This is a genomic window from Micromonospora craniellae (genome assembly GCF_014764405.1).
GTDB lineage: Bacteria > Actinomycetota > Actinomycetes > Mycobacteriales > Micromonosporaceae > Micromonospora > Micromonospora craniellae.
The window spans coordinates 4,512,481-4,537,462 of record NZ_CP061725.1 but is presented as its reverse complement, the minus strand read 5'-3'; the positions used below and the strand labels follow the sequence as shown (position 1 = coordinate 4,537,462).

Annotated in this window: 24 protein-coding genes and 1 tRNA gene; 15 read left to right on the top strand and 10 right to left on the bottom strand. The window is 71.7% G+C overall.

The window, feature by feature from the left end:
* Positions 1-49 precede the first annotated feature (49 nt).
* Genes ID554_RS20650 through argS form a run of 3 tightly spaced genes read right to left on the bottom strand, consistent with a single transcriptional unit; the run spans position 50 to position 4,452 of the window.
* Positions 50-1,360, bottom strand: coding sequence for a homoserine dehydrogenase (locus tag ID554_RS20650; protein WP_191088912.1), 1,311 nt, complete (start codon positions 1,358-1,360; stop codon positions 50-52).
* 8 nt (positions 1,361-1,368) lie between these two features.
* Positions 1,369-2,781, bottom strand: coding sequence for a diaminopimelate decarboxylase (gene lysA / locus ID554_RS20645; protein ID WP_117225997.1), 1,413 nt, complete (start codon positions 2,779-2,781; stop codon positions 1,369-1,371).
* 3 nt (positions 2,782-2,784) lie between these two features.
* Positions 2,785-4,452: an arginine--tRNA ligase gene (gene argS / locus ID554_RS20640; protein ID WP_117225998.1), complete on the bottom strand. Its 1,668-nt coding sequence runs from the start codon at positions 4,450-4,452 to the stop codon at positions 2,785-2,787.
* A gap of 101 nt (positions 4,453-4,553) precedes the next feature.
* Here argS and ID554_RS20635 point away from each other — a divergent pair, with 101 nt between their 5' ends.
* The 6 genes from ID554_RS20635 (at position 4,554) to ID554_RS20610 (ending at position 8,469) form a co-directional block, all read left to right on the top strand.
* Positions 4,554-5,369 (top strand): DUF3105 domain-containing protein, encoded by an 816-nt coding sequence (locus ID554_RS20635; RefSeq protein WP_117225999.1) that lies wholly within the window; start codon positions 4,554-4,556, stop codon positions 5,367-5,369.
* A gap of 28 nt (positions 5,370-5,397) precedes the next feature.
* Positions 5,398-6,027, top strand: coding sequence for a DUF305 domain-containing protein (locus tag ID554_RS20630; RefSeq protein ID WP_223884164.1), 630 nt, complete (start codon positions 5,398-5,400; stop codon positions 6,025-6,027).
* Positions 6,028-6,238: 211 nt separating this feature from the next.
* Entirely contained in the window at positions 6,239-6,931 is a 693-nt protein-coding gene (locus tag ID554_RS20625) for a winged helix-turn-helix domain-containing protein (protein ID WP_117226001.1), read from the top strand.
* A gap of 198 nt (positions 6,932-7,129) precedes the next feature.
* A tRNA-Arg gene (locus ID554_RS20620) sits at positions 7,130-7,204 on the top strand.
* Between the two features lie 111 nt (positions 7,205-7,315).
* Positions 7,316-7,708: a hypothetical protein gene (locus ID554_RS20615; RefSeq protein WP_117226002.1), complete on the top strand. Its 393-nt coding sequence runs from the start codon at positions 7,316-7,318 to the stop codon at positions 7,706-7,708.
* A 167-nt stretch (positions 7,709-7,875) separates the two neighbouring features.
* Positions 7,876-8,469, top strand: coding sequence for a DoxX family membrane protein (locus tag ID554_RS20610; RefSeq protein ID WP_117226003.1), 594 nt, complete (start codon positions 7,876-7,878; stop codon positions 8,467-8,469).
* A 132-nt stretch (positions 8,470-8,601) separates the two neighbouring features.
* Here the strand turns inward: ID554_RS20610 and ID554_RS20605 are convergent, their stop codons facing one another.
* Together ID554_RS20605 and ID554_RS20600 are read right to left on the bottom strand one after the other, a co-directional pair.
* On the bottom strand, positions 8,602-9,564 hold the full coding sequence (locus tag ID554_RS20605) for a DNA polymerase domain-containing protein (protein WP_117226004.1): 963 nt from the start codon (positions 9,562-9,564) through the stop codon (positions 8,602-8,604).
* Between the two features lie 270 nt (positions 9,565-9,834).
* On the bottom strand, positions 9,835-10,029 hold the full coding sequence (locus tag ID554_RS20600; RefSeq protein WP_396888394.1) for an isocitrate lyase/phosphoenolpyruvate mutase family protein: 195 nt from the start codon (positions 10,027-10,029) through the stop codon (positions 9,835-9,837).
* 126 nt (positions 10,030-10,155) lie between these two features.
* On the opposite strand from ID554_RS20600, the gene ID554_RS20595 reads away from it, so the two are divergent.
* Together ID554_RS20595 and ID554_RS20590 are read left to right on the top strand one after the other, a co-directional pair.
* Complete coding sequence (locus ID554_RS20595) at positions 10,156-10,704, top strand: TetR/AcrR family transcriptional regulator (protein ID WP_117226421.1); 549 nt, start codon at positions 10,156-10,158, stop codon at positions 10,702-10,704.
* 37 nt (positions 10,705-10,741) lie between these two features.
* Positions 10,742-12,976, top strand: coding sequence for an MMPL family transporter (locus ID554_RS20590; RefSeq protein WP_117226005.1), 2,235 nt, complete (start codon positions 10,742-10,744; stop codon positions 12,974-12,976).
* Positions 12,977-13,056: 80 nt separating this feature from the next.
* Here ID554_RS20590 and ID554_RS20585 read toward each other — a convergent pair whose 3' ends face one another.
* Positions 13,057-14,313 carry an erythromycin esterase family protein gene (locus tag ID554_RS20585; protein WP_117226006.1) on the bottom strand — a complete coding sequence of 419 codons (1,257 nt, stop codon included), beginning with the start codon at positions 14,311-14,313 and terminating at the stop codon, positions 13,057-13,059.
* An 85-nt stretch (positions 14,314-14,398) separates the two neighbouring features.
* On the opposite strand from ID554_RS20585, the gene ID554_RS20580 reads away from it, so the two are divergent.
* Positions 14,399-14,590 carry a DUF2795 domain-containing protein gene (locus ID554_RS20580; protein ID WP_117226007.1) on the top strand — a complete coding sequence of 64 codons (192 nt, stop codon included), beginning with the start codon at positions 14,399-14,401 and terminating at the stop codon, positions 14,588-14,590.
* A gap of 83 nt (positions 14,591-14,673) precedes the next feature.
* Here ID554_RS20580 and ID554_RS20575 read toward each other — a convergent pair whose 3' ends face one another.
* Positions 14,674-15,576, bottom strand: coding sequence for a Gfo/Idh/MocA family protein (locus ID554_RS20575; protein WP_117226008.1), 903 nt, complete (start codon positions 15,574-15,576; stop codon positions 14,674-14,676).
* Between the two features lie 194 nt (positions 15,577-15,770).
* Here ID554_RS20575 and ID554_RS20570 point away from each other — a divergent pair, with 194 nt between their 5' ends.
* Positions 15,771-16,166: a hypothetical protein gene (locus tag ID554_RS20570; protein ID WP_117226009.1), complete on the top strand. Its 396-nt coding sequence runs from the start codon at positions 15,771-15,773 to the stop codon at positions 16,164-16,166.
* Positions 16,159-16,575: a hypothetical protein gene (locus ID554_RS20565; protein WP_117226010.1), complete on the top strand. Its 417-nt coding sequence runs from the start codon at positions 16,159-16,161 to the stop codon at positions 16,573-16,575. The genes ID554_RS20570 and ID554_RS20565 overlap by 8 nt, the downstream gene beginning before the upstream one ends.
* 90 nt (positions 16,576-16,665) lie before the next feature.
* Here the strand turns inward: ID554_RS20565 and fabG are convergent, their stop codons facing one another.
* A complete protein-coding gene (fabG, locus tag ID554_RS20560; protein ID WP_117226011.1) occupies positions 16,666-17,424 on the bottom strand; it encodes a 3-oxoacyl-ACP reductase FabG in 759 nt (252 codons plus the stop codon).
* 57 nt (positions 17,425-17,481) lie between these two features.
* On the bottom strand, positions 17,482-19,134 hold the full coding sequence (locus ID554_RS20555; protein ID WP_117226012.1) for an alpha-amylase family protein: 1,653 nt from the start codon (positions 19,132-19,134) through the stop codon (positions 17,482-17,484).
* Positions 19,135-19,220: 86 nt separating this feature from the next.
* Here ID554_RS20555 and ID554_RS20550 point away from each other — a divergent pair, with 86 nt between their 5' ends.
* The gene (locus ID554_RS20550) at positions 19,221-19,811 is read left to right on the top strand and encodes a DUF1349 domain-containing protein (protein WP_117226013.1); all 591 of its coding nucleotides are present in this window, start codon (positions 19,221-19,223) and stop codon (positions 19,809-19,811) included.
* 57 nt (positions 19,812-19,868) lie between these two features.
* Entirely contained in the window at positions 19,869-20,528 is a 660-nt protein-coding gene (locus ID554_RS20545; RefSeq protein ID WP_117226014.1) for a DedA family protein, read from the top strand.
* Between the two features lie 189 nt (positions 20,529-20,717).
* Here the strand turns inward: ID554_RS20545 and ID554_RS20540 are convergent, their stop codons facing one another.
* The gene (locus ID554_RS20540; RefSeq protein ID WP_117226015.1) at positions 20,718-22,136 is read right to left on the bottom strand and encodes a chitinase; all 1,419 of its coding nucleotides are present in this window, start codon (positions 22,134-22,136) and stop codon (positions 20,718-20,720) included.
* Positions 22,137-22,377: 241 nt separating this feature from the next.
* On the opposite strand from ID554_RS20540, the gene ID554_RS20535 reads away from it, so the two are divergent.
* A complete protein-coding gene (locus ID554_RS20535; RefSeq protein ID WP_117226422.1) occupies positions 22,378-23,526 on the top strand; it encodes a carboxylate-amine ligase in 1,149 nt (382 codons plus the stop codon).
* Between the two features lie 13 nt (positions 23,527-23,539).
* Positions 23,540-24,913, top strand: coding sequence for an FAD-dependent oxidoreductase (locus ID554_RS20530; RefSeq protein ID WP_117226423.1), 1,374 nt, complete (start codon positions 23,540-23,542; stop codon positions 24,911-24,913).
* The last annotated feature ends 69 nt before the right edge of the window (positions 24,914-24,982 follow it).

Sequence of the window (24,982 nt, the reverse complement as noted above, 5' to 3'; positions counted from 1 at the left end):
TGCCGCCGGTCACTCCCGGCCGGCAGCCTCCCGCGTCCGGTCCGCCCGCTCACGAGCCCCCCTCGACCCGCAGCACGCTCGCCACCGAACGGACGATATCGAGCCCGCGCAGCTCCCCGACGGTCGCCGCCAGCGCCGCGTCGGGCGCCACGTGGGTCACGATGACCAGGATCGCCTCGCCCGCTCCCCCGGCGCCGCCGGCGGCCGGCCCCTGCCGCACGGTGGCGATCGAGACGTCGTGGCGGGCGAACACCCCGGCCACCGCCTCCAGCACACCCGGACGGTCGGCCACGTCGAGACTGATGTGGTAGCGGGTGAGCGCCTCGCCCATCGGCCGTACCGGCAGGTCGGCGTAGGCGGACTCGCTGGCCGCGCGGACCCCGGCCAGCCGGTTGCGGGCCACCGCCACCACGTCGCCCAGCACCGCGCTGGCGGTCGGCGAACCTCCCGCGCCCCGCCCGTAGAACATCAACTGCCCGGCCGCGTCGGCCTCGACGAAGACCGCGTTGAACGCGTCGCCGACGCCGGCCAGCGGGTGGCTCAGCGGGATCATCGCCGGGTGCACCCGGACGCTGACCGTCTCGCGCCCCTGACCGTCGGCGCCACGCGCGGCGATGCAGAGCAGCTTGATCGTGCAGCCCATCGCCTTCGCGCTGGCCACGTCGGCGGCGGTCACCTCGGTGATGCCCTCGCGGTGCACGTCGTCGGCACCGACCCGGGTGTGGAAGGCCAGCGAGGCGAGGATCGCCGCCTTGGCCGCAGCGTCGAAGCCCTCCACGTCGGCGGTCGGGTCGGCCTCCGCGTACCCCAGCTCGGTAGCCTCCTCCAGCGCCTCCACAAAGCCGGCGCCGGTGGCGTGCATGGCGGAGAGGATGAAGTTGGTGGTGCCGTTGACGATGCCGGTGACGCGGGTGATCCGGTCGCCGTGCAGCGACTCGCGCAGCGGGCGCAGCAGCGGGATCGCCCCGGCCACCGATGCCTCGTAGTAGAGGTCGGCGCCGCCCTCGGCCGCCGCGTCGTGCAGCGTGCCGCCGTCCTCGGCGAGCAACGCCTTGTTGGCGGTGACCACGCTCTTGCCGGCCCGCAGCGCCTCCACCAGCCACCCGCGCGCCGGTTCGATGCCGCCGACCACCTCGACGACCACGTCCACGTCGTCGCGCTTGATCAGCCCGAGCGCGTCCGTGGTGAACAGGGCCGGGTCGATCGGCAGGTCACCACGGTCACGCCCGAGCCGGCGTACCGCGATGCCGGCGATCTCCAGCGGAGCACCGATCCGGGCGGCGAGGTCGGCCGACTGCTCGTGCAGCAGCCGCACCACCTCGGCGCCGACGGTGCCGCAGCCGAGCAGGGCCAGGCGCACAGGTTGATTCATCCCACATCCAAGGCGAGCAGGTCCTCTTCGGTCTCCCGTCGAACGATCAGCCGGGCCTGGCCGTCCCGCACCGCGACCACCGGGGGGCGGGGCACGTGGTTGTAGTTGCTGGCCATGCTGCGGCAGTAGGCACCGGTGCCCGGTACCGCGACAAGATCTCCGGGCTGCACGTCGGCGGGCAGGAATTCATCCTTCACCAGGATGTCCCCGGACTCACAATGCTTTCCCACCACGCGGGCGAGCATCGACCCGGCGGCGGTGGCCCGGGAGGCCAGCGTCGCCGAGTACGCGGCGTCGTAGAGCGCGGTCCGGATGTTGTCGCTCATCCCCCCGTCGACGCTGACATAGGCACGGTGCCCGTCGGACGCGTCACCACCGGCACCCAACAGCACGGACTTCACGGTGCCCACCTCGTAGAGGGTGAACACGGCCGGGCCGACGATCGCCCGACCCGGCTCGATCGAGACGCGCGGCACCGCCAGCCGCTCCGCCGCGCACTCCGCGTCCACGATCCTGCGCAGCCGCTTGGCCAGCTCGTGCGGGGTCGAGGGGTCGTCCTGGGTGGTGTACGCGATACCGAAGCCGCCGCCGAGGTCCAGCTCCGGCAGCTCCACCCCACGGGCGTTGCGGATCTGGGCCTGGAGCGAGAGCACCCGGCGGGCGGACACCTCGAAGCCGCTGGTGTCGAAGATCTGCGAGCCGATGTGCGAGTGCAGCCCGCGCAGCTCCAGCACGTCCTCGTCCAGGATGCGCAGCGCCGCCGCGCTCGCCGCGCCCCCGGCCAGCGAGAAGCCGAACTTCTGGTCCTCGTGGGCGGTGGCGATGAACTCGTGGGTGTGCGCCTCCACGCCGACGGTGACCCTGATCATCACCCGGGGCCGGACGCCCCGCTCGCGGGCCAGCGCGGTGAGCCGGTCGATCTCGGCGGACGAGTCGACGATGATCCGGCCCACCCCGGCGTCCAGCGCCCGGCTCAGCTCGGCCACGGACTTGTTGTTGCCGTGGAAGCCGATCCGCGCAGGCGGCATCCCGCCAGCCAACGCCACGGCCAGCTCCCCACCGCTGCACACGTCGAGGAACAGGCCCTCCTCGGCGATCATCCGGACCACCGCGCGGCAGAGGAACGCCTTGCCCGCGTAGTACACGTCCTCGTCCGGGAAGGCGGCCCGGAAGTCGCGGCAGCGCGACCGCAGGTCGTCCTCGTCCAGGACGTACACCGGGGTGCCGAACCGGGCGGCGATGTCGCGGACGTCCAGCCCCGCGACCACCAGCGCGCCGTCGTCGCCGCGCCGGGTGTTGCGCGGCCAGAGGCGCGGCACCAGGGCGTTGACATCGGCCGGGGTGCGCAGCCACGCCGGCCCGCGGTTGCCGATGTCACCGTGCAGCGCACCGGCCTCATGAGCGCGCATCGGTCACATCCTCTCCGGGGCCGAGACGCCGAGCAGGCGCAGGCCGTTGGCGATGACCACCCGGGTGGCGTCGTTCAGCCAGAGCCGGGCCCGGTGAGTGTCGGTGATCTCCTCGTCGCCCTGCGGTGAGATCCGGCAGTTGTCGTAGAACCGGTGGTACGCCTGCGCGACGCTCTCCTCCAGGTAGCGGGCGATCCGGTGCGGCTCGCGCAGCTCGGCGGCGGTGGCCACCACGGCGGGGAACTCGGCGAGCGCCTTGAGCAGCTCGTTCTCCTTCTCGTGGTCGAGCAGCTCGGCGTGGAACGCGGCGGCGTCGCCCCGGCTCAGCCCGATCTCGGCCGCGTTGCGGGCCGCCCCGGCGGTGCGGGCCGCGACGTACTGGACGTAGTGGACCGGGTTGTCGTTCTTGGCCCGGGTCCACAACTCCACGTCGATGTCGATCGGCGAGTCGGCCGAGTAGCGGGCCAGCGCGTACCGGGAGGCGTCCACGCCGATGGCGTCGACCAGGTCCTCCAGGGTGACCACGGTGCCGGCGCGCTTGCTCATCCGCACCGGCGCGCCGTCGCGTACCAGGTTGACCATCTGGCCGATGAGGATCTCCAGGGTCTGCTCCGGCTCGTCGCCGAAGCAGGCGGCCATCGCCTTCATCCGGCCGATGTAGCCGTGGTGGTCCGCGCCCAGCATGATCACGACCCGGTCGAAGCCGCGCTCCCGCTTGTCCAGGTAGTAGGCGCAGTCCGCGGCGAAGTACGTCCAATCGCCGTTGGACTTGCGCAGCACCCGGTCCTTGTCGTCGCCGAAGTCGGTGGTGCGCAGCCAGGTCGCGCCGTCGGCCTCGAAGACGTGCCCCTGCTCCCGCAGCCGGGTCAGGGCGTGCTCCAGCTCACCCCGGTCGTGCAGGTCCTTCTCGTTGAAGTAGGTATCGAACTCCACCCCGAAGTCGCGCAGCGAGGACTTGATCTCCTCGAACATCAGCGCGACGCCCTCCGCCCGGAACACCTCCTGGGCGGCGGCCTCGTTCAGCGACAGCACCTCCGGCCGCCGGGTGGTGACCTCGGCGGCGATCTCGGCGATGTACGCCCCGCCGTAGCCGTCCTCCGGGGCCGCCTCGCCCCGGGCGGCGGCGAGCAGCGAACGGGCGAACCGGTCGATCTGCGAGCCGGCGTCGTTGAAGTAGTACTCCGTACCGACCTCGGCGCCGGCGGCCCGCAGCAGGCGGCTCAGCGCGTCGCCGACCGCCGCCCACCGCACCCCGCCGATGTGCACCGGCCCGGTCGGGTTGGCCGACACGAACTCAAGGTTGATCTTCAGGCCGGTGAGCCGGTCACCACGGCCGTACTCCTCGCCCGCCTCGACGATGGTCCGGGCGAGCTGGCCGGCGGCGGCGGCGTCGAGCCGGATGTTGAGGAAGCCCGGGCCCGCGATCTCCACCGACTTGATCCCCGCCGTGCTGGCCAGCGCGGCGGCCAGCGCGGTGGCCAGCTCGCGGGGGGGTGTTCCCACCTTCTTGCTGAGCTGGAGCGCCAGCGTGGCGGCGTAGTCGCCGTGCTCGGGACTGCGGGGTCGCTCGACCGTCGTGTGTTCCGGCAGCGCGGAGCGGTCCAGCCCCCGGTCGGTGAAGACGGCGTGAGCGGCGGCCAGGACGGCTTCGGCTAGTTCAGCGGGAGTCACCGAACCATGTTATCGGGGGTAGACTCGGCCCCCGCGGCGGCGACCCGGCATCGGGGGCTGGGCCGCCGGACTCCTCTGACCGACCGACCTGACGAGGCACGATGAGCATCAGCACCCCGGGCGGCCCGCAGCGCCGCCCGACCGTGGTCAGCACCGGCAAGAAGCCGGCGGCGGGTCGGCCGGCCGCCGGCGCCAATCCGACCGGCGACAAGACCGGCTCCGGCAAGCCGGCGACCCCCCGCTCCGGCGGTGGCAAGGGTCCCCGCAAGCCGATCACCCCGGTCAAGGTCAGCCAGGGCCGCCCATGGGGGCCGATCGCCCTCTTCGTCGCCGTGGGCGTGCTCGCCACCTCGATCATCGGCTTCGGCGCCTGGGCGACCTTCAAGGGCAGCCAGTCGTGGCAGGACAAGGCCGCGGAGATCGACGGCATCGTCAACTTCCGGGAGAGCGACCCGGAGAGCATCTCCAACCAGGAGCACCGGGCCGGCAAGATCGAGTACCCGCACAGCCCGCCGGTCGGCGGCCCGCACAACAACACCTGGCAGCGTTGCCTCGGTGACGTCTACGCAGCGCCGATCGCCAACGAGCACGCGCTGCACAGCCTGGAGCACGGCGCGGTCTGGATCACCTACCGCCCCGACCTGCCCGAGGCGGACGTGGAGAAGCTGGCCGACATCGTCCGCGGCAACGACTTCATGCTGATGAGCCCCTACGAGGGCCTCGACAAGCCCGTCTCGATCCAGGCATGGGGCTACCAGCTCAAGGTCGACGACGCCGGCGACTCGCGGCTGAAGGAGTTCGCCACCGTGCTGGCACAGAACGCCTCGATGGAGCCGGGTGTGCCGTGCTCCTCCGGCAACTACACCACCGGCACCGGCACCGAGCCTCGCGAGATGCAGCCGTCGATGGGCGGCTGACATGCCGACCGCCGTCCAGGACCCACCGGTGTCCGAGCAGGCGGGCGGGGCGACGCCCCGCCCGGCCTCCCGGACGCTGCGTTACCTGACGCTGGCCGTGACCGCGCTGATGCTGCTCGCCGTCGGCTGGACGGCCGCCACGCTGGCCGCCGGGCGTACTCCGGGCGAGAGGTCGGCCGAGGCCGGCTTCGCCCGGGACATGTCGCGCCACCACGCACAGGCGGTGGAGATGGCCATGATCGCGTACGCCAAGGGCCAGGATCCCGCGATCCGGCAGATGGGGTACGACATGGCGCTGACCCAGCAGGCGCAGATCGGTCACATGCAGCGCTGGTTGCAGGAATGGGACCTGCTGCCCACCGGCACCCGCCCGGCGATGGAGTGGATGCCGGACGGCGTACGGGTGGACGCGAACGGGCTGATGCCCGGCATGGCCACCCGGGAGCAGATCGCCCAGCTCCACGAGGCGCAGGGCGCCGAGGTCGACCGCCTCTTCATGGATCTGATCATCAGGCATCACCTGGGCGGCATCCACATGGCCGACGGGCTGCTCAAGACGTCCGACCGCGCCGAGGTGGTCCGGATGGCCGAGGCCATGAAGCAGGCACAGCAGAATGAGATCAACGAACTCCGGAAGCTCCAGCAGGCCGCCGGCTGAGACCCGAACGGTCCGCGACCGCCGCGACGATGTTCCACCCCGAGGGGCCCGCCGGATCGCCGGCCGGGCCCCTCGCCCGCACGTGGACCACCCCACACTTCCCCCTGTGCCCTATATGTACCTTTGGAACCTTCTGATCCAATTACCGAGCTTGACAACCTTTCTCCCCACATATCGTGACCAGTTGGGATTCGGGCTCGTTGCGCAGGACGTGGGGGTTGCACTCAGAGACGCACGGCGTTCGGTCACCAGTTGGTGCCGACGCCACACCATCGGCGGTGACGGGGCGGTGGCAGCCGTCCGTCGCGGACAGCGACAGAGCGAGTCGGGAGCGCTCAGCCGCGAGCAGGAATTGGAACTGATCGACACCCTGCGGGGCGTACACCCCGACGAGTTCGGCCTGGACGAGGAACTGTGGACCCGCCAGAGCCTGCACGCCCTGATCGAGCAGCACTTCGGACTGACCATCGAGGCCGGGGTCGTCGGGGCGTACCTGCGGGCCTGGGGGTTGGGCCCACGCGAGCCACGCGAGCGCGCCTGCGGGCTCTGCGTCGGCGCGGTCGAGCGCTGGGTACGCAGCGAGTACCCGGCCATCACCCGAGCCGCCCAGGAGCACCTCGCCGAGGTCTACTGGCTCGGCCGGGTGCGGCTCGTCGGCACCATGCCGGCAGCCGACGTGATCTCGGCGGTCTCCTCGCGTGGCCGGGTGAGGTTCATGGTCACCACCCCGTCGGTGGACCCGGCCCTGCCCCGGGACTTCGTGCTCCGCCTCAGCGGCACCGAGCAACGCACCGTACACCTGATCGTGGACGGCTCCTGGGCCCGCAACGAGTGGCCCCGCCGCCTCCCCCGCCGCATCGTGCCTCACCCCCTCCCCAGCTGCGGCCGAGCCCAAGCCGCCTGATAACCCCACCCCCACTCTCTCCCGCTGCGTTGATCAAGAGGTTCTGGCCTTCGGAAGCGCCCGTCGAGCACCAGAACCTCTTGATCAACCGGACGACATGGGGGTGGTGGGGTGGGTGGGGTAAGGATGGGGTGGGTGGGGTCGGGGTGCCGGTTCGGCGATGGGGAGATGGGTTTGCTAGTCTTCACCAGTCGCTGAGCCCCCGTAGCTCAGGGGATAGAGCACCGCCCTCCGGAGGCGGGGGCGCAGGTTCGAATCCTGCCGGGGGCACCAGAGAAGACCAGCACCGAAAGGCCGTTGACCAGGGCAAACCCGGTCAGCGGCCTTACTCGTGTGTCCGGCTGTGTCCGGCCGTCACCGGCCCGTGGCGGTCGTCTGTGCCGAATGCGTGCCGAGCCGCGACGGGGTGACGCGGTCGTGCTCGACCTGTCCACCGTCCGCGACGCCGGGCTGGTGGAGCAGCGCCTGGAGCGGCTCGGCTTCTCGCTCCTGCTGCACGGGCACAAGCACAAGCCGCAGCTGCGCGAGACGCTGGTGCGGATCCCGCAGAACGACTCCAGCGTCACGCCCCGCCCGCTGATCGTCTCCGGCTGCGGCAGCACCGGAGTCAGCCAGCACGAACTGGAGCACAACCAGCCGAACCACTTCGCCCTCCTGGAACTGGCCCAGCCGGTCCGGATGCCGGGTGCCGACTTCCTGGTCATCGAGTGGCGGGAGCTGGCCGTGGCACCGGGCGCCGAATGGGTCACCAAGCAGCGCTGGACCATCAAGGGCTGACCTCGCCCCGGTGCCGCCGCGAGGGCCGGGTCCGCGCACGTGCCGGTCGCCGAGGGGCCGGTCCGGGACGGGACCTTGGTCCTGCCCGGCTCAGGTGTTCCGGCCGGGTGCCGGAGCCCCGGCGCGGGGGATGGTGGTCCCGTAAGAAGCTGACTGCGGAGGCGACGATGACCATTCACCACGGCACCCGACGATCGATCGAACGGCCGCTGGAGCACGCCGAGATGCCCGGCGCCATGCTCACCGTCACCGCCGCGCGGGCGCTGGCCGTGCTGCGGGTCGCCACCGGCCTGATCTTCCTCTGGGCCTTCCTCGACAAGACCTTCGGCTTCGGGTACGCCACCCCGGCCGAGCGGGCCTGGCTCAACGGTGGCTCCCCCACCCGGGGCTTCCTCGCCAACGTGGAGGTGGGCCCGTTGCAGTCGATCTCCCACACGATCGCCGGCACCTGGTGGGCCAACGTGCTGTTCATGGTCGGTCTGGCCGCCATCGGCGTCGCCCTGGTGGCCGGTGTCGGGCTGCGCGTCGCCGCCGTGTCGGGCACCGTGATGATGGCGCTGATGTGGTTGGCCGAGTTCCCGTTGGCCCGGTTCACCGCCGCTGGCGACCCGACCGGCTCGACCAACCCGCTGGTCGACTACCACCTGATCTACGCGGTGGCGCTGATCGCCCTCGCCGCCGCGTACGCCGGACACACCTGGGGTCTGGGGCGGATCTGGGCCCGTCTGCCCTTCGTGCAGCGGCACCGCTGGATGATCTGACGCCCCGACCGACGCCGGGCCGGACCGCCTCCACGGTCCGGCCCGGCGTCGTGTCGGCACCTGTCGACCCGCACCGTCTTCCGGCGGACCGGACCCGGCACAGCACCAGGCGGACCGGACCCGCACCGGTCCTCAGCCGCCCTCGGCGCGTGGGGCGCGGGCCCGGCGCCGGCCCTCGTGCATGGCCTGCACCCGGGGTACCGGGATGGTCCGGCCCTCCTCGACCAGGTCGGCCGGGAGCGGCTGTGGGGACGGCATCCCCTCGGCCCACAGGTCCCGCTCCGCCAGCAGGCCGGGCACCGTCCGGATGGTGAAGTCCGCGGGGGTCACCGACTCCAGGTCGGCCCAGGGCACCGGAAAGGACACCGGCACACCGGGCCGCAGTCGAGGGCTGTAGACGGACACGACGGTGGCGCCGCCGGACCGGGTCGGGTCGACGAAGACCTTGCCCGCCCGGTCCTCGCGGATGAACGCGGTGGTCGCCAGCGCCGGGTCCAGCCGTTCCGCCCGAGCCGCGAGGGCCCGGGTGGCGGCGGCCAGTTCCTCCGCGTCGGGACCGGCCGCGATCGGTACGAAGACGTGTACCCCCTTGGCGCCGCTGGTCTTCACCGCGCCGGCCAGCCCGGCGTCGGCGAGGGCCTGGCGGACCAGCAGCGCGGCGGCCACACCTTCGGCGAAGCCGCCGTCGGACGGCGGGTCGAGGTCGAGCACCAGGTGCGTGGGACGGCTCAGGTCGTCGACGACCGCCAGCGTCGGGTGGTACTCCACCGCGCGCTGGTTGGCGAACCAGAGCAGGGTACGACGGTCGTCGCAGAGCGCGTACGCGATCTCCCGGCGCGACGCCTCGGCCCAGACCGGCACCCGGCGTACCCAGTCGGGGGTGTACCGCGGCAGGTTCTTCTGCATGAACGGCGGCTGGCCGGGACGTACCCGGACCACCGACAGCGGCAGACCGCGCAGGTGCGGGACGAGCCGGTCGGCGACCGCGTCCAGGTAGTCGACCAGGTCCCGCTTGATCGCGCCGGACCCGTCGAAGAGCGCCTGGTCGAGGTTGGTCAGCGCCACGCCGTCCCGGGTCTCGTCCGCCCGACTCATCCGCTCACCATCCCGCCACCGCGACACGCGGTCAACCGGAACGCGCCGATCCGCCTACGCCCGCAGCTCGACAGTGCCCGCTGGAGCGTGGGTGAAGCCCCGCCGATCCGTCCACGCCCTCAGCTCGAAAGGCGCACTGGGGCGTGGACGGCCGGCTCGACTCACTCGCCGTGACGCGGCGCCCGGCTCCGCCACCGGCAGGTGACGCTCGGCACTGCCGCCTCCGCACGGCAGTCGACCCGGCGCACCCGAACAGCCCAGCTCACCCGCTCAGCCCAGGCGCTCGCCGTCGGCGTAGCCGAGCGACTCGGCGACGGCGGCGCTGCCGGTGGCGACGGCGGCGAATCCGGCGTCGGCCACGGCCCGGGCCGAGCCGGCGTCCCAGGCGTTGGGCAGGACGATGGGGTCACCAGGGCGGTGCAGCGCGCGCAGCGCATTCGCCCGATCGATCACAGTAAAGGTCATGCCCGCGATTCTGGGTACTGGGCGGACAGGGCCCCAGAGCCAATCGAACCCGGGTGGCTGTGGCGAAGACCACTCATCTGACCGATCGGTCAGAGCCTGACCGATCGGTCAGGCATGCTGGCTGCCATGGCCCGCCCGACCCAGCAGACCCACGACGAGATCCTCGCCGCTGCCACCCGGCGCTTCGCTGCCACCGGCTACCGGGGCACCTCGTTGCAGGACATCGCGCGCGAGGTCGGCTGCTCCAAGGCTGCGGTGCTCTACCACTTCGCCAACAAGGAGGCGATCCTCACCGAGCTGATGGCACCCGCGATCGAGGTGTTGCAGGCGTTGGACGACCGGATCGCCGCGCAGGCCGACCCCGCCCGCGCCCAGCAGGTCGTCACCGAGGGCTTCGTCGACCTCGCGGTCCGGTTCCGTGGCGAGATCGCCCTGCTCCGTTGCGAGTTCCCGGAACTGCTGCAACAACCCGACTTCGCGCACATCCACGAGATCTCCGAGCGACTCATCGACGCCTTGGCCGGGCGCTCCGCCCGGGCCTCGGCCCGGATCTGCGCGCTGGTGCTGCTCGCCGGCATCGCGGAGACCTGCGGACAGTTCGCCGAGGTGTCCGACGAAGACCTGCGGGCCGCCCTGCTCGCGCTGCTGCGCCGGGCGTTGGAGCCCGCCCACTGACCAGTTCCACCATTCACTGACCGAGGGAAAGGACCTCATGGCGACCCTGCTCTACCGGCTTGGCCGGAGTTCGATGCGCCGACGGCGGCTCGTGGCCGCGATCTGGCTCGTCGTACTCGTCGGGCTCGGCCTGGCCGCAGCAACCCTGCGCGGCCCGACGGCCAGCAACTTCACCATGCCCGGGACCGAGTCGCAGCGCGCTCTCGACCTGCTCGCCGAGCAGTTCCCGGCGGCGTCCGGCGCGACCGGCACGATCGCCGTCAAGGCGCCCGCCGAGGGACAACTCGGCACACCCGAAGGCCAGGCGGTGATCCAGTCGGTCACCCAGGAGGCCACGGCAGTGCCCGGCGTACTCGCCGCCGTTGACCCGTTCCAGGTCGGCGCCGTCTCGCCGGACGGCCGGTACGCGCTGGTCCAGGTGCAGTTCGGCGGTGGCGCCGAGCAGATCACCGAGGAGCAGCGGGAAGCGTACGGGCAGGTCGGCACCCAGGCCCAGGCGCAGGGCTGGCAGGTCGCCCCCGGCGGTGAGGTGCTCAACGCCGAGCCCGAGGTGGGCTCGACCGAGGCGATCGGTGTCGCGGTCGCCCTGATCGTCCTGGTGATCACCTTCGGCTCGCTGGTAGCGGCCGGGATGACCATGCTCAACGCGCTGATCGGTGTCGGCGTCGGCATGGCCGGCCTGTTCGCGCTCAGCAGCGTGGTCGAGTTGACCAGCACCGCGCCGATCCTCGCGCTGATGCTCGGCCTCGCCGTCGGCATCGACTACTCGCTCTTCATCACCTCCCGCTACCGGCAGAACCTCCTCGAAGGGCTGCCCGCCGACGAGGCGATCGGTCGAGCGGTGGGCACCGCCGGGTCGGCGGTGGTCTTCGCCGGGGCCACCGTGGTCATCGCCCTCGCCGGGCTGTCGGTGGTGAACATCCCGTTCCTGACCGTGATGGGTCTGGCCGCGGCCGGCACGGTGACCATCGCGGTGCTGGTGGCGATCACCCTGCAACCGGCACTGCTCGGCTTCGCCGGCCGTCGGGTGCTGCCCCGCCGGCTGCGTACGGGCACTCCGCAGGCCACCGACGGCGACCAGACCGCGCCGGAGACGGCCGGGAGCGGCGTCGGCCCCGACGCGGCCACCATCACCGGCGAGGACCGCTCGGCGTTCGGGTTCCGCTGGGCGACGTTCCTCACCCGCTTCCGGATCCCCGTGATCCTGGCCGGAGTGATCGGACTCGGTCTGCTCGCGCTGCCCGCCACGGACATGCGTCTCGCCCTGCCCGACGCCGGCACCGCGCCGGCGGGCTCGGCTCCCCGGGTCGCCAACGACCTGATCACCGAGGGCTTCGGGCCGGGCTTCACCGGTCGTCTCGCGGTGGTCGTGTCCGGCGACGACGCGCAGGCCACCGCCGCCGCCGTGCCGCAGGTGGCCACCCTGGTGCAGAACACCGAGAACGTACTGGCAGTGGCTCCGCCGCAGCTCAGCCCGGACGGCCGGACCGCACTGCTCGGGGTGATCCCGCAGACCGGCCCGACCGACCCGGCCACCGAGACCATGGTGCAGGAGATCCGTACGGCGGTCGACGACGTCCAGGGCGCCGACGTACTGCTGACCGGCGTGACCGCGATCGGCATCGACATCTCGGAGAAGCTCTCCGACGCGATGCCGGTCTACCTGGCCCTGGTGGTCGGCCTGTCGATCCTGCTGCTGATGCTGGTGTTCCGGTCGGTGCTGGTGCCGGTCAAGGCGGCGCTGGGCTTCCTGCTCACCGTGGCGGCCACCTTCGGCCTCACGGTCGCGGTGTTCCAGCAGGGGCACCTGGCCGATCTTGTCGGCCTGGACACCCCGGGCCCACTGATCAGCTTCCTGCCGATCCTGCTGATCGGCATCCTGTTCGGCCTGGCCATGGATTACGAGGTCTTCCTGGTCTCCCGGATGCGGGAGGACTTCGTGCACGGCGACACCGCCGAGCAGGCCACCATCAACGGGATGGGGCACGGTGCCCGGGTGGTCACCGCCGCCGCGCTGATCATGACGTCGGTCTTCGGTGGCTTCGTCTTCCTCGACGACCCGGTCATCAAGTCGATGGGTTTCGCGCTCGCCATCGGTGTGGCCATCGACGCCTTCGTGGTCCGGATGACCATCGTCCCGGCGGTGATGTCGCTGCTCGGCAAGGTGGCCTGGTGGTTGCCGCGCCGGCTGGACCGGATCCTGCCCAACGTCGATATCGAGGGCGAGAAGCTGCGCGCCATGCTCGACGACAAGGCGCACGCCGGCCGGTGAGAGGTGAGGAAGGGTCCCCTGCCAACGCCTCGTGCATAGCAGGGGACCCCTCCTAACGTCAGGGTGCCGCCAGGCGGCGCTCAGACGCCGGCGGGGTACGTCTCCATCTCACCCAGGGTGGTCAGCGCGGGCAGCGGGTGCAGGGCGCTGGTCTCGTCACACCAGACGAAGGCGTCGTACCGCTCCCCGAGCCGGGTCGGCACGTAGTTGCCCCAGGACTCGAACGACGGGTCGTAGACCACACCGATCGCCCGGTGGTCGAGCGCGTCGGTGACCCAGCCCGGCTGGTCCGGCCCGCCGAAGACCAGCACCGCCCGATCCGGCATCAGCTCGTGCAGCCGGTGCTCCAGCGAACCGGGGCGGGCCGGCGGCACCACCATCGCCTCGGCCGGGGAACCCCAGCGCGGCGCGGCCGTCACCGTGCCGCGATAGCTGCCGAACCCGATCAGGACCACCCCGTCCGGTCCGTAGCGTTCCCGGGCGAGCTGGCCGATGTTGAGCATCCCGTCGGCGGCCATGTCGGTGGCCCGCGCGTCGCCGACGTGGGTGTTGTGCGCCCAGACGACGCCCCGGGCGCCCGGCCCGTATCGGTCCAGCAACCGGTCCAGGGTATCGGCCATGTGGCCGTCCCGGATGTTCCACGACCCCGGCCCGCCGGCCACCATCTCCCGGTAGTACCGCTCCGCGCCGGCCACCACCTCCGCGTTCTGCCAGGCCGAGAAGGCGCCCGGCCCGTCGGTGGCGGCGTGTTCCCGGGTACGCGCCAGCAGCCGCACCACCTCCTGCTCGCAGCGGGCGGAGACGAAGCGACTCGCCAGGCCGTACTCCTCGACCTGCTTGCCGTACGGCTCGAAGCACCGGTACGCGTCCTGGGCCGCCTCCAGCGATGCGGGATCCTCCTCGCCGAGATAGTCGAAGATCGCCTGCATCGACTCCCAGAGGCTGTACACGTCGAGACCGTGGAACCCGACCCGGGACGGCTCGGGCCGCTCCAGGTTCCAGGCCCGCAGCCAGCGACAGAACCGGGCCGTCTCGGCGTTGGACCACATCCACGTCGGCCAGCGCTCGAAGCGCTCCAGCGTGGTCTGCGGCTCGACCGCGCCACCCGGCGCAGCGGTCACCGAACTGTTCACCCGGTCGCAGTCCGGCCAGTCGCCCTCCACCGCGACGAAACTGAACCCGCATTCGGCGATCAACCGCCGGGTGAGCTGTTCGCGGATGCGGTAGTAGTCGTGGCTCCCGTGCGTCGCCTCGCCGATCATCACCACCCGGACGTCCCGGACTCGCTCCAGCAACGGGTCGAGGTCGCTCGGCGCGCCGAGCCGGTGTACCAGCATGCCTGCGGCTACCCGGCACCCCGATGAGCAAACGCGCCGGGGTGCCGGGGGTGTGCCGGTGCGGTCGGGTGGGTAGGACGGCGTCATGACCGACAGCGGCGCCTTCCTGCCGGAGCACCTCACGGGGCTGGACTTTCCCGTCTCGCGCGAGGACCTGATCCGCTGGTGCCAGGAGAACGGCGCCAGCACCGAGCAGTTGGAGACCGTCCGGGCGCTGCCGGTGGAGCAGTTCGGTTCGCCGGGCGAACTCGGTGAGGCGTTGCGCGCGGCGACCTAGACCCGGCGAGCCGCCACTCGAACTCCGGCCAGGTCAGCACGGCCCGAAGGGCCATGATCACGCGTGTTTGTCGCCGACGCGGGTCAGGCGGGAAGGTCGACGGTGGCGGAGCGGGCGCGGGCGGTCTCGGCGGCGGCCAGGACGGCGACCACCTCGCGGCCGAAGCGGACGTCGCAGCGGTGGTCCCGGGTGCCGCCGTCGACCTCGGCCAGCAGTTGGTCGACCGCCACGCCGAACGCGGTCGCCGTGGAACCGCTCGGCTCCGGCAACTGCTCGACGCCGTTGTCGCCGTAGAGGGTGAACTCCGCCGCCACCGCCTCGGGCGGGGCGTCCAGGGTCAGCGCCACCGTGCTGGTGGCCCCACCCTCGTGGGTGAGCAGCAGGTGCACCAGGCCACCGGGGCCGTCCGCAGCCGTCACCCGGGTCACCCGGCCCAGCACCGGCAGCAGGACGGACAGCGCGTGCGGGCCGATGTCCCAGAGCGCGCCGTGCTCGCGCCGCCAGGGCGACTGGGCGTACGGGCTGCTGGGCTGAAAGATCGAGGCGAACCGGATCACGGTGGCGGTGTGCCAGGCGCCGGCCGCCGCGACGGCCGTGATGAACCCGGCGACCTCCGGCTGGTACCGGCCGGTGAAGAAGACCACCGAGGCCACGCCGGAGGCGGCGGCCGCCTCGACCACCCGGTCCGCGTCGGCGACGGTCAACGCCAGCGGCTTGTCCAGCAGCAGGTGACGGCCGGCGGTGGCGGCCCGGGCGGCGATGTCGGCCTGCACGTCCGGAGGCAGCGCCACGGCCACCGCCTTACACGCCTCGATCAACGCCTCGACCTCGGTGAAGGCCGATACGCCGTACCGGGTGGCCAGCGCGGCGGCCCGATCCGGGTTGCGTCCCCAGACGCCCACCAGTTCCGCCCTCGGGTGCGCGTCCAGCGCCGCTGCGTGCGTCTGCGCCGCCCAGTGGCCGGTGCCGAACAACCCGAACCGCATACCCGATACCTCCGCCGTCTCGCCTGCCGCAGCCGACCTGCGGCGCGCGGTCCACGCTAGTCCAGCACCGCCTGTACTACGGGGGTTAGTCCTTGTCGCTCCGCTTCGCGAAGCGGCCCTAATCGGGAGGAAGTAGGTCTACTTCCGAGTTAGTAGAGTGGGCCGGTGATCGGAACGAGCACCGGACGAACCCGGTGACTGCCACGTCTGCTGCCGGGTCCCCGCTCGACGGCGTCCCGGCGACCGTCGCCATCGTGCTGTCGCTGCTGGTCGCCGCGTGGGCCCTGGTGGCCACGCTGCGCCACCGGGCGCCGGACCGGGTACAGATGATCGGTCTGGCCGTGCTGGAGCTGGCGCTGCTCGGGCTGGCGGTGCTGGCCGGGGTGGCCCTCGCCGGTGGCGAGCAGCCCGGCGAGCCGGGGACGTTCCTCGGCTACCTGGTGACGCTGGTCTGCCTGCCACCACTGGCCGCAGTGCTGGCCCGGATGGAGCCGACCCGCTGGGGCTCGGCGATCGTCTGCGCGGTCTGCCTGGTGACGCCGGTGGTCGTGGTGCGGCTCCAGCAGACGTGGGAGGTGCTCGGTGACTGAGGCGCGGACCACCGGACCGACCCGGACCAACGCCGGGCCCGGCCGCCTGCTGATCGCGGTGTACCTGCTCTTCGCGATCGCCGCCACCAGTCGCGCCAGCCTTCAGATCATCACCCGGTTCGACGAGGCGCCGCTGGCGTACCTGCTCTCCGCGCTGGCCGCGGTGGTCTACATCGTGGCGGCGGTGGGGCTGACCCGGGCCGGGCACGCGGGCCGCCAGGTCGCCCTGGCCTGTTGCCTCGTCGAACTGGTCGGTGTGGTCGGGGTCGGCGCGTTCAGCCTTGCCCGTCCCGACCTGTTCCCGGACGAGACGGTCTGGTCCGGTTTCGGCAGCGGATACGGCTACATCCCGCTGGCGCTGCCCGTCCTCGGCCTGGCCTGGCTCTGGTTCACCCGCCCCCGGATGTAAGGAAGGGTCCCCTCCTAACGCCTGGTGTATAGGAAGGGCCCCTTCCTAACACCTGAGGGGTGCAGGAAGGAGCCCGGACGGCGGCCCGGATCAGCCGCGGGGACCGCCCGCGACATAGACCACCTGACCGGAGACGAAGGACGCGCCCTCGCTGGCCAGGAACGAGATGGTGTGTGCCACGTCCTCGGGCCGCCCGACCCGGCGGACCGGGATCTCCCCCTCGGCGTGCTTCTGCATCGCCTCGAAGTCGATCTTCATCCGGGCGGCGGTGGCCGCGGTCATGTCGGTGACGATGAAGCCGGGCGCCACCGCGTTGACGGTCACCCCGAACGGCCCCAACTCGATGGCGAGGGTCTTGGTGAACCCCTGGAGCCCGGCCTTGGCGGCGGAGTAGTTCGCCTGCCCCCGGTTGCCCAGCGCGGACGTGCTGGAGATGCTGACGATCCGACCCCACCTGGCCTCGACCATGTGCTTCTGCGCGGCCTGGCTGACCAGGAAGGCACCCCGCAGGTGTACGCCCATGACCGTGTCCCAGTCGGCGTCGGTCATCTTGAACAGCAGGTTGTCCCGCAGCACCCCGGCGTTGTTGACCAGCACGGTCGGCCCGCCCAACTCGGTGGCGACCCGCTCGACGGCGGCCTCCACCTGTGCCCGGTCGGACACGTCCGCGCCGACGCCGAGCGCCCGGCCACCGGCTGCCGTGATCGCGCCAACCGTCTCCTCGGTGGCCGACTCCTCGATGTCGACCACCGCGACGGCCAGCCCGTCGGCGGCCAACCGCCTGGCGGTGGCCGCGCCGATTCCCCGCGCCGCCCCGGTCACGATCGCGACCCGCTGCCCCTCCGACATGCCTACCTCCCGGTAACCTCGCTCGACGGCAGGAGCCTAACCCACCTCCCGCACGTCTCAGGAGGACCAGGATCGACAGAGCCGGATCCAGCGGTACCCGTGCCCGGCGATCTTGAGCTTGTCCAGCTTGCCAACGTCGTCGTAGTTGCGGTCGGCGAGCACGTCGATCGGCAGCTCCGCCTCCGACTCCAGCAGGCTCAGGTCCACCTCGGCGTCGTCGGTGCCCAGGTTGTGCAGGAAGACCATCGTGCCGGTCGGTCCGTCGGCCCGGTGCGCCAGCACTCCCGGGGGCATCGGTACGTCAATGTGGGTGGTCGAGCCGAAGCCGATCTCCGGGGCCTCGCGCAGCGTACGGATCATCCGCTCGAACCAACCGAGCAACGAGGTGCGGTCCCGACGTTGCAGGGTGACGTTGACCTTCTCGTACCGGAACTCGCCCTTGTCGATGACCGGGCGCACCAGCTTCTCCGGCGCCGCGCGGGAGAAGCCGGCATTGGGCTCGTAGGACCACTGCATCGGGGTACGGATCGCCTCCCGCCCCGGTAGCGACAGGTCCTCCCCCATGCCGATCTCCTCGCCGTACCGCAGCACCGGCGTGCCGCGCAGCGAGAACTGGAGGGAGTACGCCAACTCGATGCGCCGCCGGTCGTTGTCCAGCATCGGCGCCAACCGTCGACGGATGCCCCGGTCGTAGATCCGCATGCTCTCGTCCGGGCCGAACTGCGCGTACACCTGGTTGCGTTGTTCGGCGGTGAGCCGGGACAGGTCGATCTCGTCGTGGTTGCGCAGGAAGGTGGCCCACTGTCCACCCTCCGGCAGGGCCGGGGTGTCGCGCAGCGCCTCGATCACCGGCTCCGGGTCCTGCCGGGCCAGGGCCAGCATCAGCCGCCCGTTGAGCATGAAGTCGAAGAGCATGTGCACCCGGTTCGCCGAGCCACCGCTGTCACCGAAGAAGGCGGGCAGTTGGTCCGGCTCGACGTTCGCCTCGGCCAGCAGCACCGCGTCGCCCCGACGCCACTGCACGTGCTGGCGCAGCTCGGTGAGGAACTCGAAGTCCAGCTCCGGGTTCGGGTCGCCGGGCTCGGTGCGCTCGATGATGAACGGCACCGCGTCCATCCGGAACCCGGCCACCCCGAGCTGGAGCCAGAACGACATGATCTTCTTGATCTCGGCGCGTACCTGGGGGTTCCTGGTGTTGAGGTCCGGCTGGAACCTGTAGAAGCGGTGGTAGTACCAGGACTTGGCGGTCCGGTCGTAGGTCCAGGTCTCGTGCTGCTCACCCGGGAAGACCATGCCCTGGTGCCGGTCCGCGGGCTCCTGGTCGGACCAGACGTACCAGTCGCGGTACGGCGAGTCCGGCGACGAGCGGGCGGAGACGAACCACGGGTGCTGGTCGGAGGTGTGGTTCACCACCAGGTCGATGATCACCCGGATGCCCCGGTTGCTCGCCTGGTGCAGCAGTTCGGCGAAGTCGCCGAGGGTGCCGAAGCGGGGGTCGACGGTGTAGAAGTCGGTCACGTCGTACCCGTCGTCGTCGTTGGGCGACGGGTGGATGGGGTGCAGCCAGAGGCAGGTCACGCCCAGCCGGGCCAGGTAGTCCAGCCGGCCGATCAGGCCCCTAACGTCGCCGACCCCGTCGCCGTCGGAGTCCGCGTACGTGTCGATGTCGAGGCAGTACACGACCGCCTCCGAGTACCACCTGTCAGACATGCCCGGGAACCTTCTCCGTACCGCCCGTCCGGCAAACCCGTGCGCCCCGGACCATACCGAGGGCGGCTGCTCGGTACCGTGCGGTCATGCGGAACATCGAGTGGTCCAGCGGGACCTGGCATCGACAGCCGGTGCGGACGGCCGTGGAGCCGGCCGGCGTCCTGAGCGTCGAACCGGGAGCAGGCAGCGACCTGTGGCGGCACACCAGCTACGGGTTCGTACACGACGACGCCCCGGCACTGCTCACGCCCTTCCCGGTGGGCAGTGCGGTGGAGGTGGACTTCCCGCTCGACTACACGGAACAGTTCGACCAGGCCGGCGTACTGGTCTGGGTGGACGACCGGAACTGGGTGAAGGCCGGGGTGGAGGTCAGCGACGGCCACCCCCAGGTCGGCGCCGTGGTCACCCGGGACCTCTCCGACTGGTCGATCGCTCAGGTGCCCGAGTGGGCGGGCCACGAGGTGACGGTCCGCGTGAGCCGCACCGGTGACGCGCTGACCGTACGCGCCCGGGTGGCCGGCGAGCAGTGGCGGCTGGTCCGGCTCGCGCCGCTGGCACCCGACGCGGTGGCCTCGGCCGGGCCGTACTGCTGCTCCCCGAGCCGGGGCGGCCTGACCGTCCGGTTCACCGACTGGCGAATCGGCCCGGCCGACGCCGCCCTGCACATCGAGGAGTAGCAGCGGCCCACAGCGGGTAGGAGCCTTCCGTTACGCCAATCCTCGCGGAGGCACCGCATGGCACTCACCCAGGACGTCGACCCGAGCCAACTCGGTGGGTTGACCGGCTGGGTGGCCGGTGTGATCGAGGCGGGCGGCGCGGTGGGAGTAGCCCTGCTGGTCGCCCTGGAGAGCATCATCCCGCCGATCCCCAGCGAGATCGTGCTGGCGCTGGCCGGCTACCTGGCCGGCGAGGGCCGGTTCAACGTGGTCGTCGTGACCGTCGCGGCCACCGCCGGCTCCCTGCTGGGTGCGCTGGTGCTCTACTGGCTCGGTGCCGCGCTCGGTGAGGAACGGCTCAAACGCTGGCTCGACCGCCTGCCGCTGGTGGATCTGGATGACCTGGAGAAGGCCGACCGCTGGTTCGAGCGGCACGGCCGGTGGGCGGTCTTCTTCGGCCGGATGGCACCGGTGGTACGCAGCCTGGTGTCGATACCGGCCGGCGCGAACCGGATGCCGCTGGTCGAGTTCGTCACGCTCACCACACTGGGCAGCGGCATCTGGAACGGGCTGTTCATCGGGCTCGGCTACGCGCTCGGCTCGCAGTGGCACCAGATCGACCACTACAGCTCCTGGTTCGACTACGGCATCATCGCCGTCTTCGTCCTCATGATCGCCTCATGGGCGGTCAAGAAGAAGCGCCGCCGCTCCCGCACCCGCACTCCCGCCTCCCGCTGACCCGCCCACCCCAGCACCTCGCCCCGCCCCCGCCCCCGCCCCCGCCCCCGGCCCCGGCCCCGGCCCCGGCGATCATGGACTTGTGGTGCCTGTTCTGATCCGTTATGTAGCTATTTGCGGGAGCCGCAACTCCATGATCGACGCGGGCGGGGGTAGGGCGCGGGTGGGGTGGGGGCGGGGTGGGAGGGGTCAGGGGAGGGTGCGGAGGTGGGGGGCGACGGTGCGGGCGAAGGAGTTGTTGTGGGTGACGTCCCAGTTGATCGACCAGGTCATCGCGCCACGCAGGCCGGGGTAGGTGCGCGGCGGACGGAAGCTGCCGCAGTTGGCGCCCCGGGTGAGGCAGTCCATCGCGGCGTTGACCACGCTGGGCGCGACGATGCCGCCACCGGCCGCCCCGGGACCGGCCGGCAGGCCGAGCCCGACCTGGTCCGGCCGTAGTCCCGCCTCCAACTGGATGCAGGCCAGCGCGACGATGAAGTTGACGGTGCCCTGGGCGTACGCGGCGTTGTTGTCGCAGCCGAGCATCGCCCCGGAGTTGTAGAACTGGGTGTTCACCACGGTCAGGATGTCCTTGATGTCCAGCGCCAGCTTGAAGTAGCTGGTGGTGGGGTTCTGCATGTCGATGGTCTGGGGAGCCATCGCGATGATCAGTCGACTGCCCACCTTCGCGCGCAGGGAGCGCAGCGCCTGCGCCATGTAGGTCGGGTTCAGCCCGTTCTCCAGGTCGACGTCGACGCCGTCGAAGCCGTAGCGCTGGATCAGCGCGTACACACTGTCGGCGAAGGCCACCGCGGAGGCCGCGTCGTTCACCGCGACCCGGCCGGTCTCGCCGCCGACCGAGATGATCACCTTTTTGCCCCGGCTCTGCAGGGTGCGCACGTCGGCGGAGAAGTCGGCGTCGGTATAGCCGCCGAGTGAGGCGGACAGGCCCGGGTCGATGGCGAAGGCGACCGCGCCGGGCGTGGTGGTGGCGTCGGCGAAGGCCACCGCGACCAGGTCGTACTCGGTGGGCACGTCACGCAGCCGCAGCTCGACCGCCGGGTTGTCGAAGTTGTGCCAGTACCCGGTGAGGATGTGCTTCGGCAGGCCGGTGACCGGCGGCGGGGTCGTCGGTGGTGGCGTGGTGGGCGGCGGGGTCGTCGGGGGCGGGGTGGTCGGCGGCGGGGTGGTCGGCGGCGGGGTGGTCGGCGGCGGGGTGGTCGGGGTGGCGCCGCCCGCACAGGCCGCGCCGTTGAGCCGGCAGTTCGCGGGTACGCCGGGACCGTTGCCGAGGAAGCCGAAGGAGACCGACGCGCCGGGGGCGATGGCGCCGTTCCAGGAGCGGTTGGTGAAGGTGTGGCGCTGGCCATTCGAGGTCAGCAGCGCGTCCCAGTAGCTGCCGAGCGTGGTGCCGGTGGGCAGGTCGAAGGCGAGGCTCCAGCCGTTGACCGTGCTGCCGCCCCCGTTGGTGATGGTGTACTTCGCCTCCCAACCGGAGCCCCAGTCGGACGTCTTGGCGAAGCTGGCGGTGACTCCGGCGGCGTACGCGGCGGGCGCCAGCCAGACTGCACCGAGCGCGGCGGCCAGTGCGCCGACCACTGTGAGCACCAGGGTTCTGGACCGTTTCATGTGAGCCTCCAGACCGGACGGAAATCCATGGGCATCGACCTGGCGCTCATTATTAAGACTGTTAACTATTCCTGTCCAGAGGTGGCGTGGGGTTGTATAGGAGGGGTCCCCTGCTATGCACGAGGCGTTAGCAAGGGACCCCTCCTTACACAGCAGGGTGGGTTTCCCCGGACCGCCACTGGGGGTAATTGCCGGCCGACGGCGCGGACGGACCGCCCCGGCAGAGGGGACGGTGGTGGTGATGGTCAGGCAGGTGGCGGCGGCGCCGACCCGGCAGGTCGAGGAGACCGACCTGCTCACGGTGGGAGTCGAGGAGGAGTTCCTGCTGGTCGACCCGGACGGCGGTGCTGCGGTGCCCGCTGTCGAGGCGGTGCTGGAGCAGGTGCCGGCGGAACTGCACGGCCAGGTGGAACGGGAGTTCCAGACCAGCCAGATCGAGATCGGCAGCCCGCCCGGGCTGGAACTCTCCTCGATCCGGCACTCCCTCGCCCTGCTGCGCGCCGCGCTCGCCGACGCCGCCGACGCCGCCGGTGCGCAACTGCTCGCCATCGGCACCGGGCCGATCGACGGGCCAGTGCCGCCGGTGGTCGACAAGCCCCGCTTCGACCGGATGATCGAGCGGTACCGGCTGCTGGTGCCGGGGCCGGGCAACAACGGCATGCACGTGCACGTCGGGGTGCCGGACCCGGACACCGGCGTGCAGGTGCTCAACCACGTCCGCCCGTGGCTGCCGATCCTGCACGCGGTCACCGCCAACTCGCCGTTCTCCCGGGGCGAGGACACCGGGTACGCGAGCTGGCGGTCGATCGAGTGGGAACGCTGGCCGTCGGTGGCGCCCACCCCCTTCCTGACCTCCCACCACCACTACCGACGGCTGATCGACCAGCTGATCGGCAGCGGGGTGATGCTCGACGAGGGGATGCTCTACTGGTATGCCCGGCTGTCGGCCAAGTACCCGACGGTCGAGCTGCGCATCGGCGACGTCTGCCCGACGGTGGACGACGCGGTCCTGGTCGCCGGCCTGGTCCGCGCGCTGGTGGCGACCGCGCTGGACGACATCGCCGCCGGACGGCCGCCGCTGCCCGCCGCCCACCACCTGCTGGTCGGCGCGCACTGGCGGGCCGCGCACGACGGCCTGGAGGGCGACGCGGTCGACCTGACCAGTGGTGAGCTGCGCCCGGCGTGGGACCTGCTGCACCAGCTCGTCGGGCGGCTCGGGCCGGCCCTCGACCGGCACGGTGACCTCGCCGAGGTGACCGATCTGCTCGACCGGCTGCGGGAACACGGCACCGGCGCGGCGCGGCAGCGTGCGGTGTACGCGCGTACCGGCCGGTTGGAAGATGTGGTGGCGGACGTGGCGCGACAGACCCGGGGCGAGAGCCCGGGATGACGGGAGGATGGCCGTGGCGGAACGGATGATCGTCGTCGGCGGGGACGCCGCCGGCATGGCGACTGCCGCCCAGGCGCGGCACCGCCGCGACCGGGACGACCTGGAGATCATCGCATTCGAGCGGGGGCACTACACCTCGTACTCGGCGTGCGGCATCCCGTACTGGATCAGCGGCCTGGTGGACGACGCGCAGCAACTGGTGGCCCGGGACCCGGCGACCCACCGGGAGAAGTACGACATCGACGTCCGGCTCCGGCACGAGGTCACCGAGATCGACCTCGACCGCCGCGAGGTGGTCGCCCGCGACCTGGACGGCGGCGGCGAGGTCCGGGAGAGCTTCGACACCCTGATGTACGCCACCGGCGCGGTGCCGACCAAGCCGGACTGGGCGCGTACCGATGCGCTCGGGGTGTTCGGGGTGCAGACCCTCGACGACGGCGCGGCCCTGCGCGCGTGGCTGGACGCCGACCCGGAGCCGCGACGCGCGGTGGTGGTCGGCGGCGGCTACATCGGCGTGGAGATGGCCGAGGCGCTGGTCCGGCGCGGGCTGTCGGTGACCCTGGTCGAGCGGGGCGAGCAACCGATGTCGACCGTCGACCCGGACATGGCGACGCTGGTCACCGAGGCGATGCGGGGCCTGGGCGTGGACATCCGCACCGGCGTACGCGTCGACGCGCTCACCGAACGCGACGGCCGGGTCCGCGAGGTGGTCACCGACGACGGCCCGATCCCGGCCGACGTGGTGGTGCTCGGCCTCGGCGTACGCCCCAACACCGCGCTCGCCGAGGCGGCCGGCATGCCGATCGGTCCCACCGGCGGAATCAGGGTGGACCGCCGGATGCGGGTCGCCGAACTGCCCGATGTGTGGGCCGCCGGGGACTGCGTGGAGACCCTGCACCGGGTCAGCGGGATGCCGGTACACGTGCCGCTCGGCACGCACGCCAACAAGCAGGGCCGGGTGGCCGGCATCAACATCGGCGGCGGGTACGCCACCTTCGCCGGGGTGATCGGCACCGCCGTGGCCAAGGTCTGCGACCTGGAGGTGGGGCGTACCGGGCTTCGGGAACGCGATGCGCTGGCGGCCGGCTTCGAGTTCGTCTCGGTGATCGCGGAGTCGACCAACCGGGCCGGCTACTACCCGGGCGCCCGGCCGATGACCGTCAAGCTGATTGCCGAACGACCCAGCGGCCGGCTGCTCGGCGCCCAGATCGTCGGCTGGACCGAGGCGGCGAAGCGGATCGACACGTTGGCCGTGGCGCTGTGGAACCGGATGACGGTGGACGACATGACCGCGCTCGACCTCGGCTACGCCCCGCCGTACGCCCCGGTCTGGGACCCGGTGCTGGTCGCCGCCCGCAAGGCCGTCGACGCCCTCGACCCGCGCTGAGGTCTGCTCGGGTCTTGTCGGTGGGGACGGCTAGGTTGTGGGTGCCGCCCCAGGCAGGGGCGGTGCCGA

What these genes read in the sequence shown, in the direction of transcription:
- ID554_RS20550 (WP_117226013.1), top strand. Translation starts at nt 19,221, where the DNA reads ATGCGGAACATCGAGTGGTCCAGCGGGACCTGGCATCGACAGCCGGTG.
- ID554_RS20585 (WP_117226006.1), bottom strand. Translation starts at nt 14,313, where the DNA reads ATGCTGGTACACCGGCTCGGCGCGCCGAGCGACCTCGACCCGTTGCTG.
- ID554_RS20605 (WP_117226004.1), bottom strand. Translation starts at nt 9,564, where the DNA reads ATGAGTCGGGCGGACGAGACCCGGGACGGCGTGGCGCTGACCAACCTC.
- ID554_RS20590 (WP_117226005.1), top strand. Translation starts at nt 10,742, where the DNA reads ATGGCGACCCTGCTCTACCGGCTTGGCCGGAGTTCGATGCGCCGACGG.
- ID554_RS20540 (WP_117226015.1), bottom strand. Translation starts at nt 22,136, where the DNA reads ATGAAACGGTCCAGAACCCTGGTGCTCACAGTGGTCGGCGCACTGGCC.
- ID554_RS20610 (WP_117226003.1), top strand. Translation starts at nt 7,876, where the DNA reads ATGACCATTCACCACGGCACCCGACGATCGATCGAACGGCCGCTGGAG.
- ID554_RS20575 (WP_117226008.1), bottom strand. Translation starts at nt 15,576, where the DNA reads ATGCGGTTCGGGTTGTTCGGCACCGGCCACTGGGCGGCGCAGACGCAC.
- ID554_RS20555 (WP_117226012.1), bottom strand. Translation starts at nt 19,134, where the DNA reads ATGTCTGACAGGTGGTACTCGGAGGCGGTCGTGTACTGCCTCGACATC.
- lysA (WP_117225997.1), bottom strand. Translation starts at nt 2,781, where the DNA reads ATGCGCGCTCATGAGGCCGGTGCGCTGCACGGTGACATCGGCAACCGC.
- ID554_RS20545 (WP_117226014.1), top strand. Translation starts at nt 19,869, where the DNA reads ATGGCACTCACCCAGGACGTCGACCCGAGCCAACTCGGTGGGTTGACC.
- ID554_RS20635 (WP_117225999.1), top strand. Translation starts at nt 4,554, where the DNA reads ATGAGCATCAGCACCCCGGGCGGCCCGCAGCGCCGCCCGACCGTGGTC.
- ID554_RS20595 (WP_117226421.1), top strand. Translation starts at nt 10,156, where the DNA reads ATGGCCCGCCCGACCCAGCAGACCCACGACGAGATCCTCGCCGCTGCC.
- ID554_RS20535 (WP_117226422.1), top strand. Translation starts at nt 22,378, where the DNA reads ATGGTCAGGCAGGTGGCGGCGGCGCCGACCCGGCAGGTCGAGGAGACC.
- ID554_RS20615 (WP_117226002.1), top strand. Translation starts at nt 7,316, where the DNA reads ATGCGTGCCGAGCCGCGACGGGGTGACGCGGTCGTGCTCGACCTGTCC.
- ID554_RS20600 (WP_396888394.1), bottom strand. Translation starts at nt 10,029, where the DNA reads ATGACCTTTACTGTGATCGATCGGGCGAATGCGCTGCGCGCGCTGCAC.
- ID554_RS20580 (WP_117226007.1), top strand. Translation starts at nt 14,399, where the DNA reads ATGACCGACAGCGGCGCCTTCCTGCCGGAGCACCTCACGGGGCTGGAC.
- fabG (WP_117226011.1), bottom strand. Translation starts at nt 17,424, where the DNA reads ATGTCGGAGGGGCAGCGGGTCGCGATCGTGACCGGGGCGGCGCGGGGA.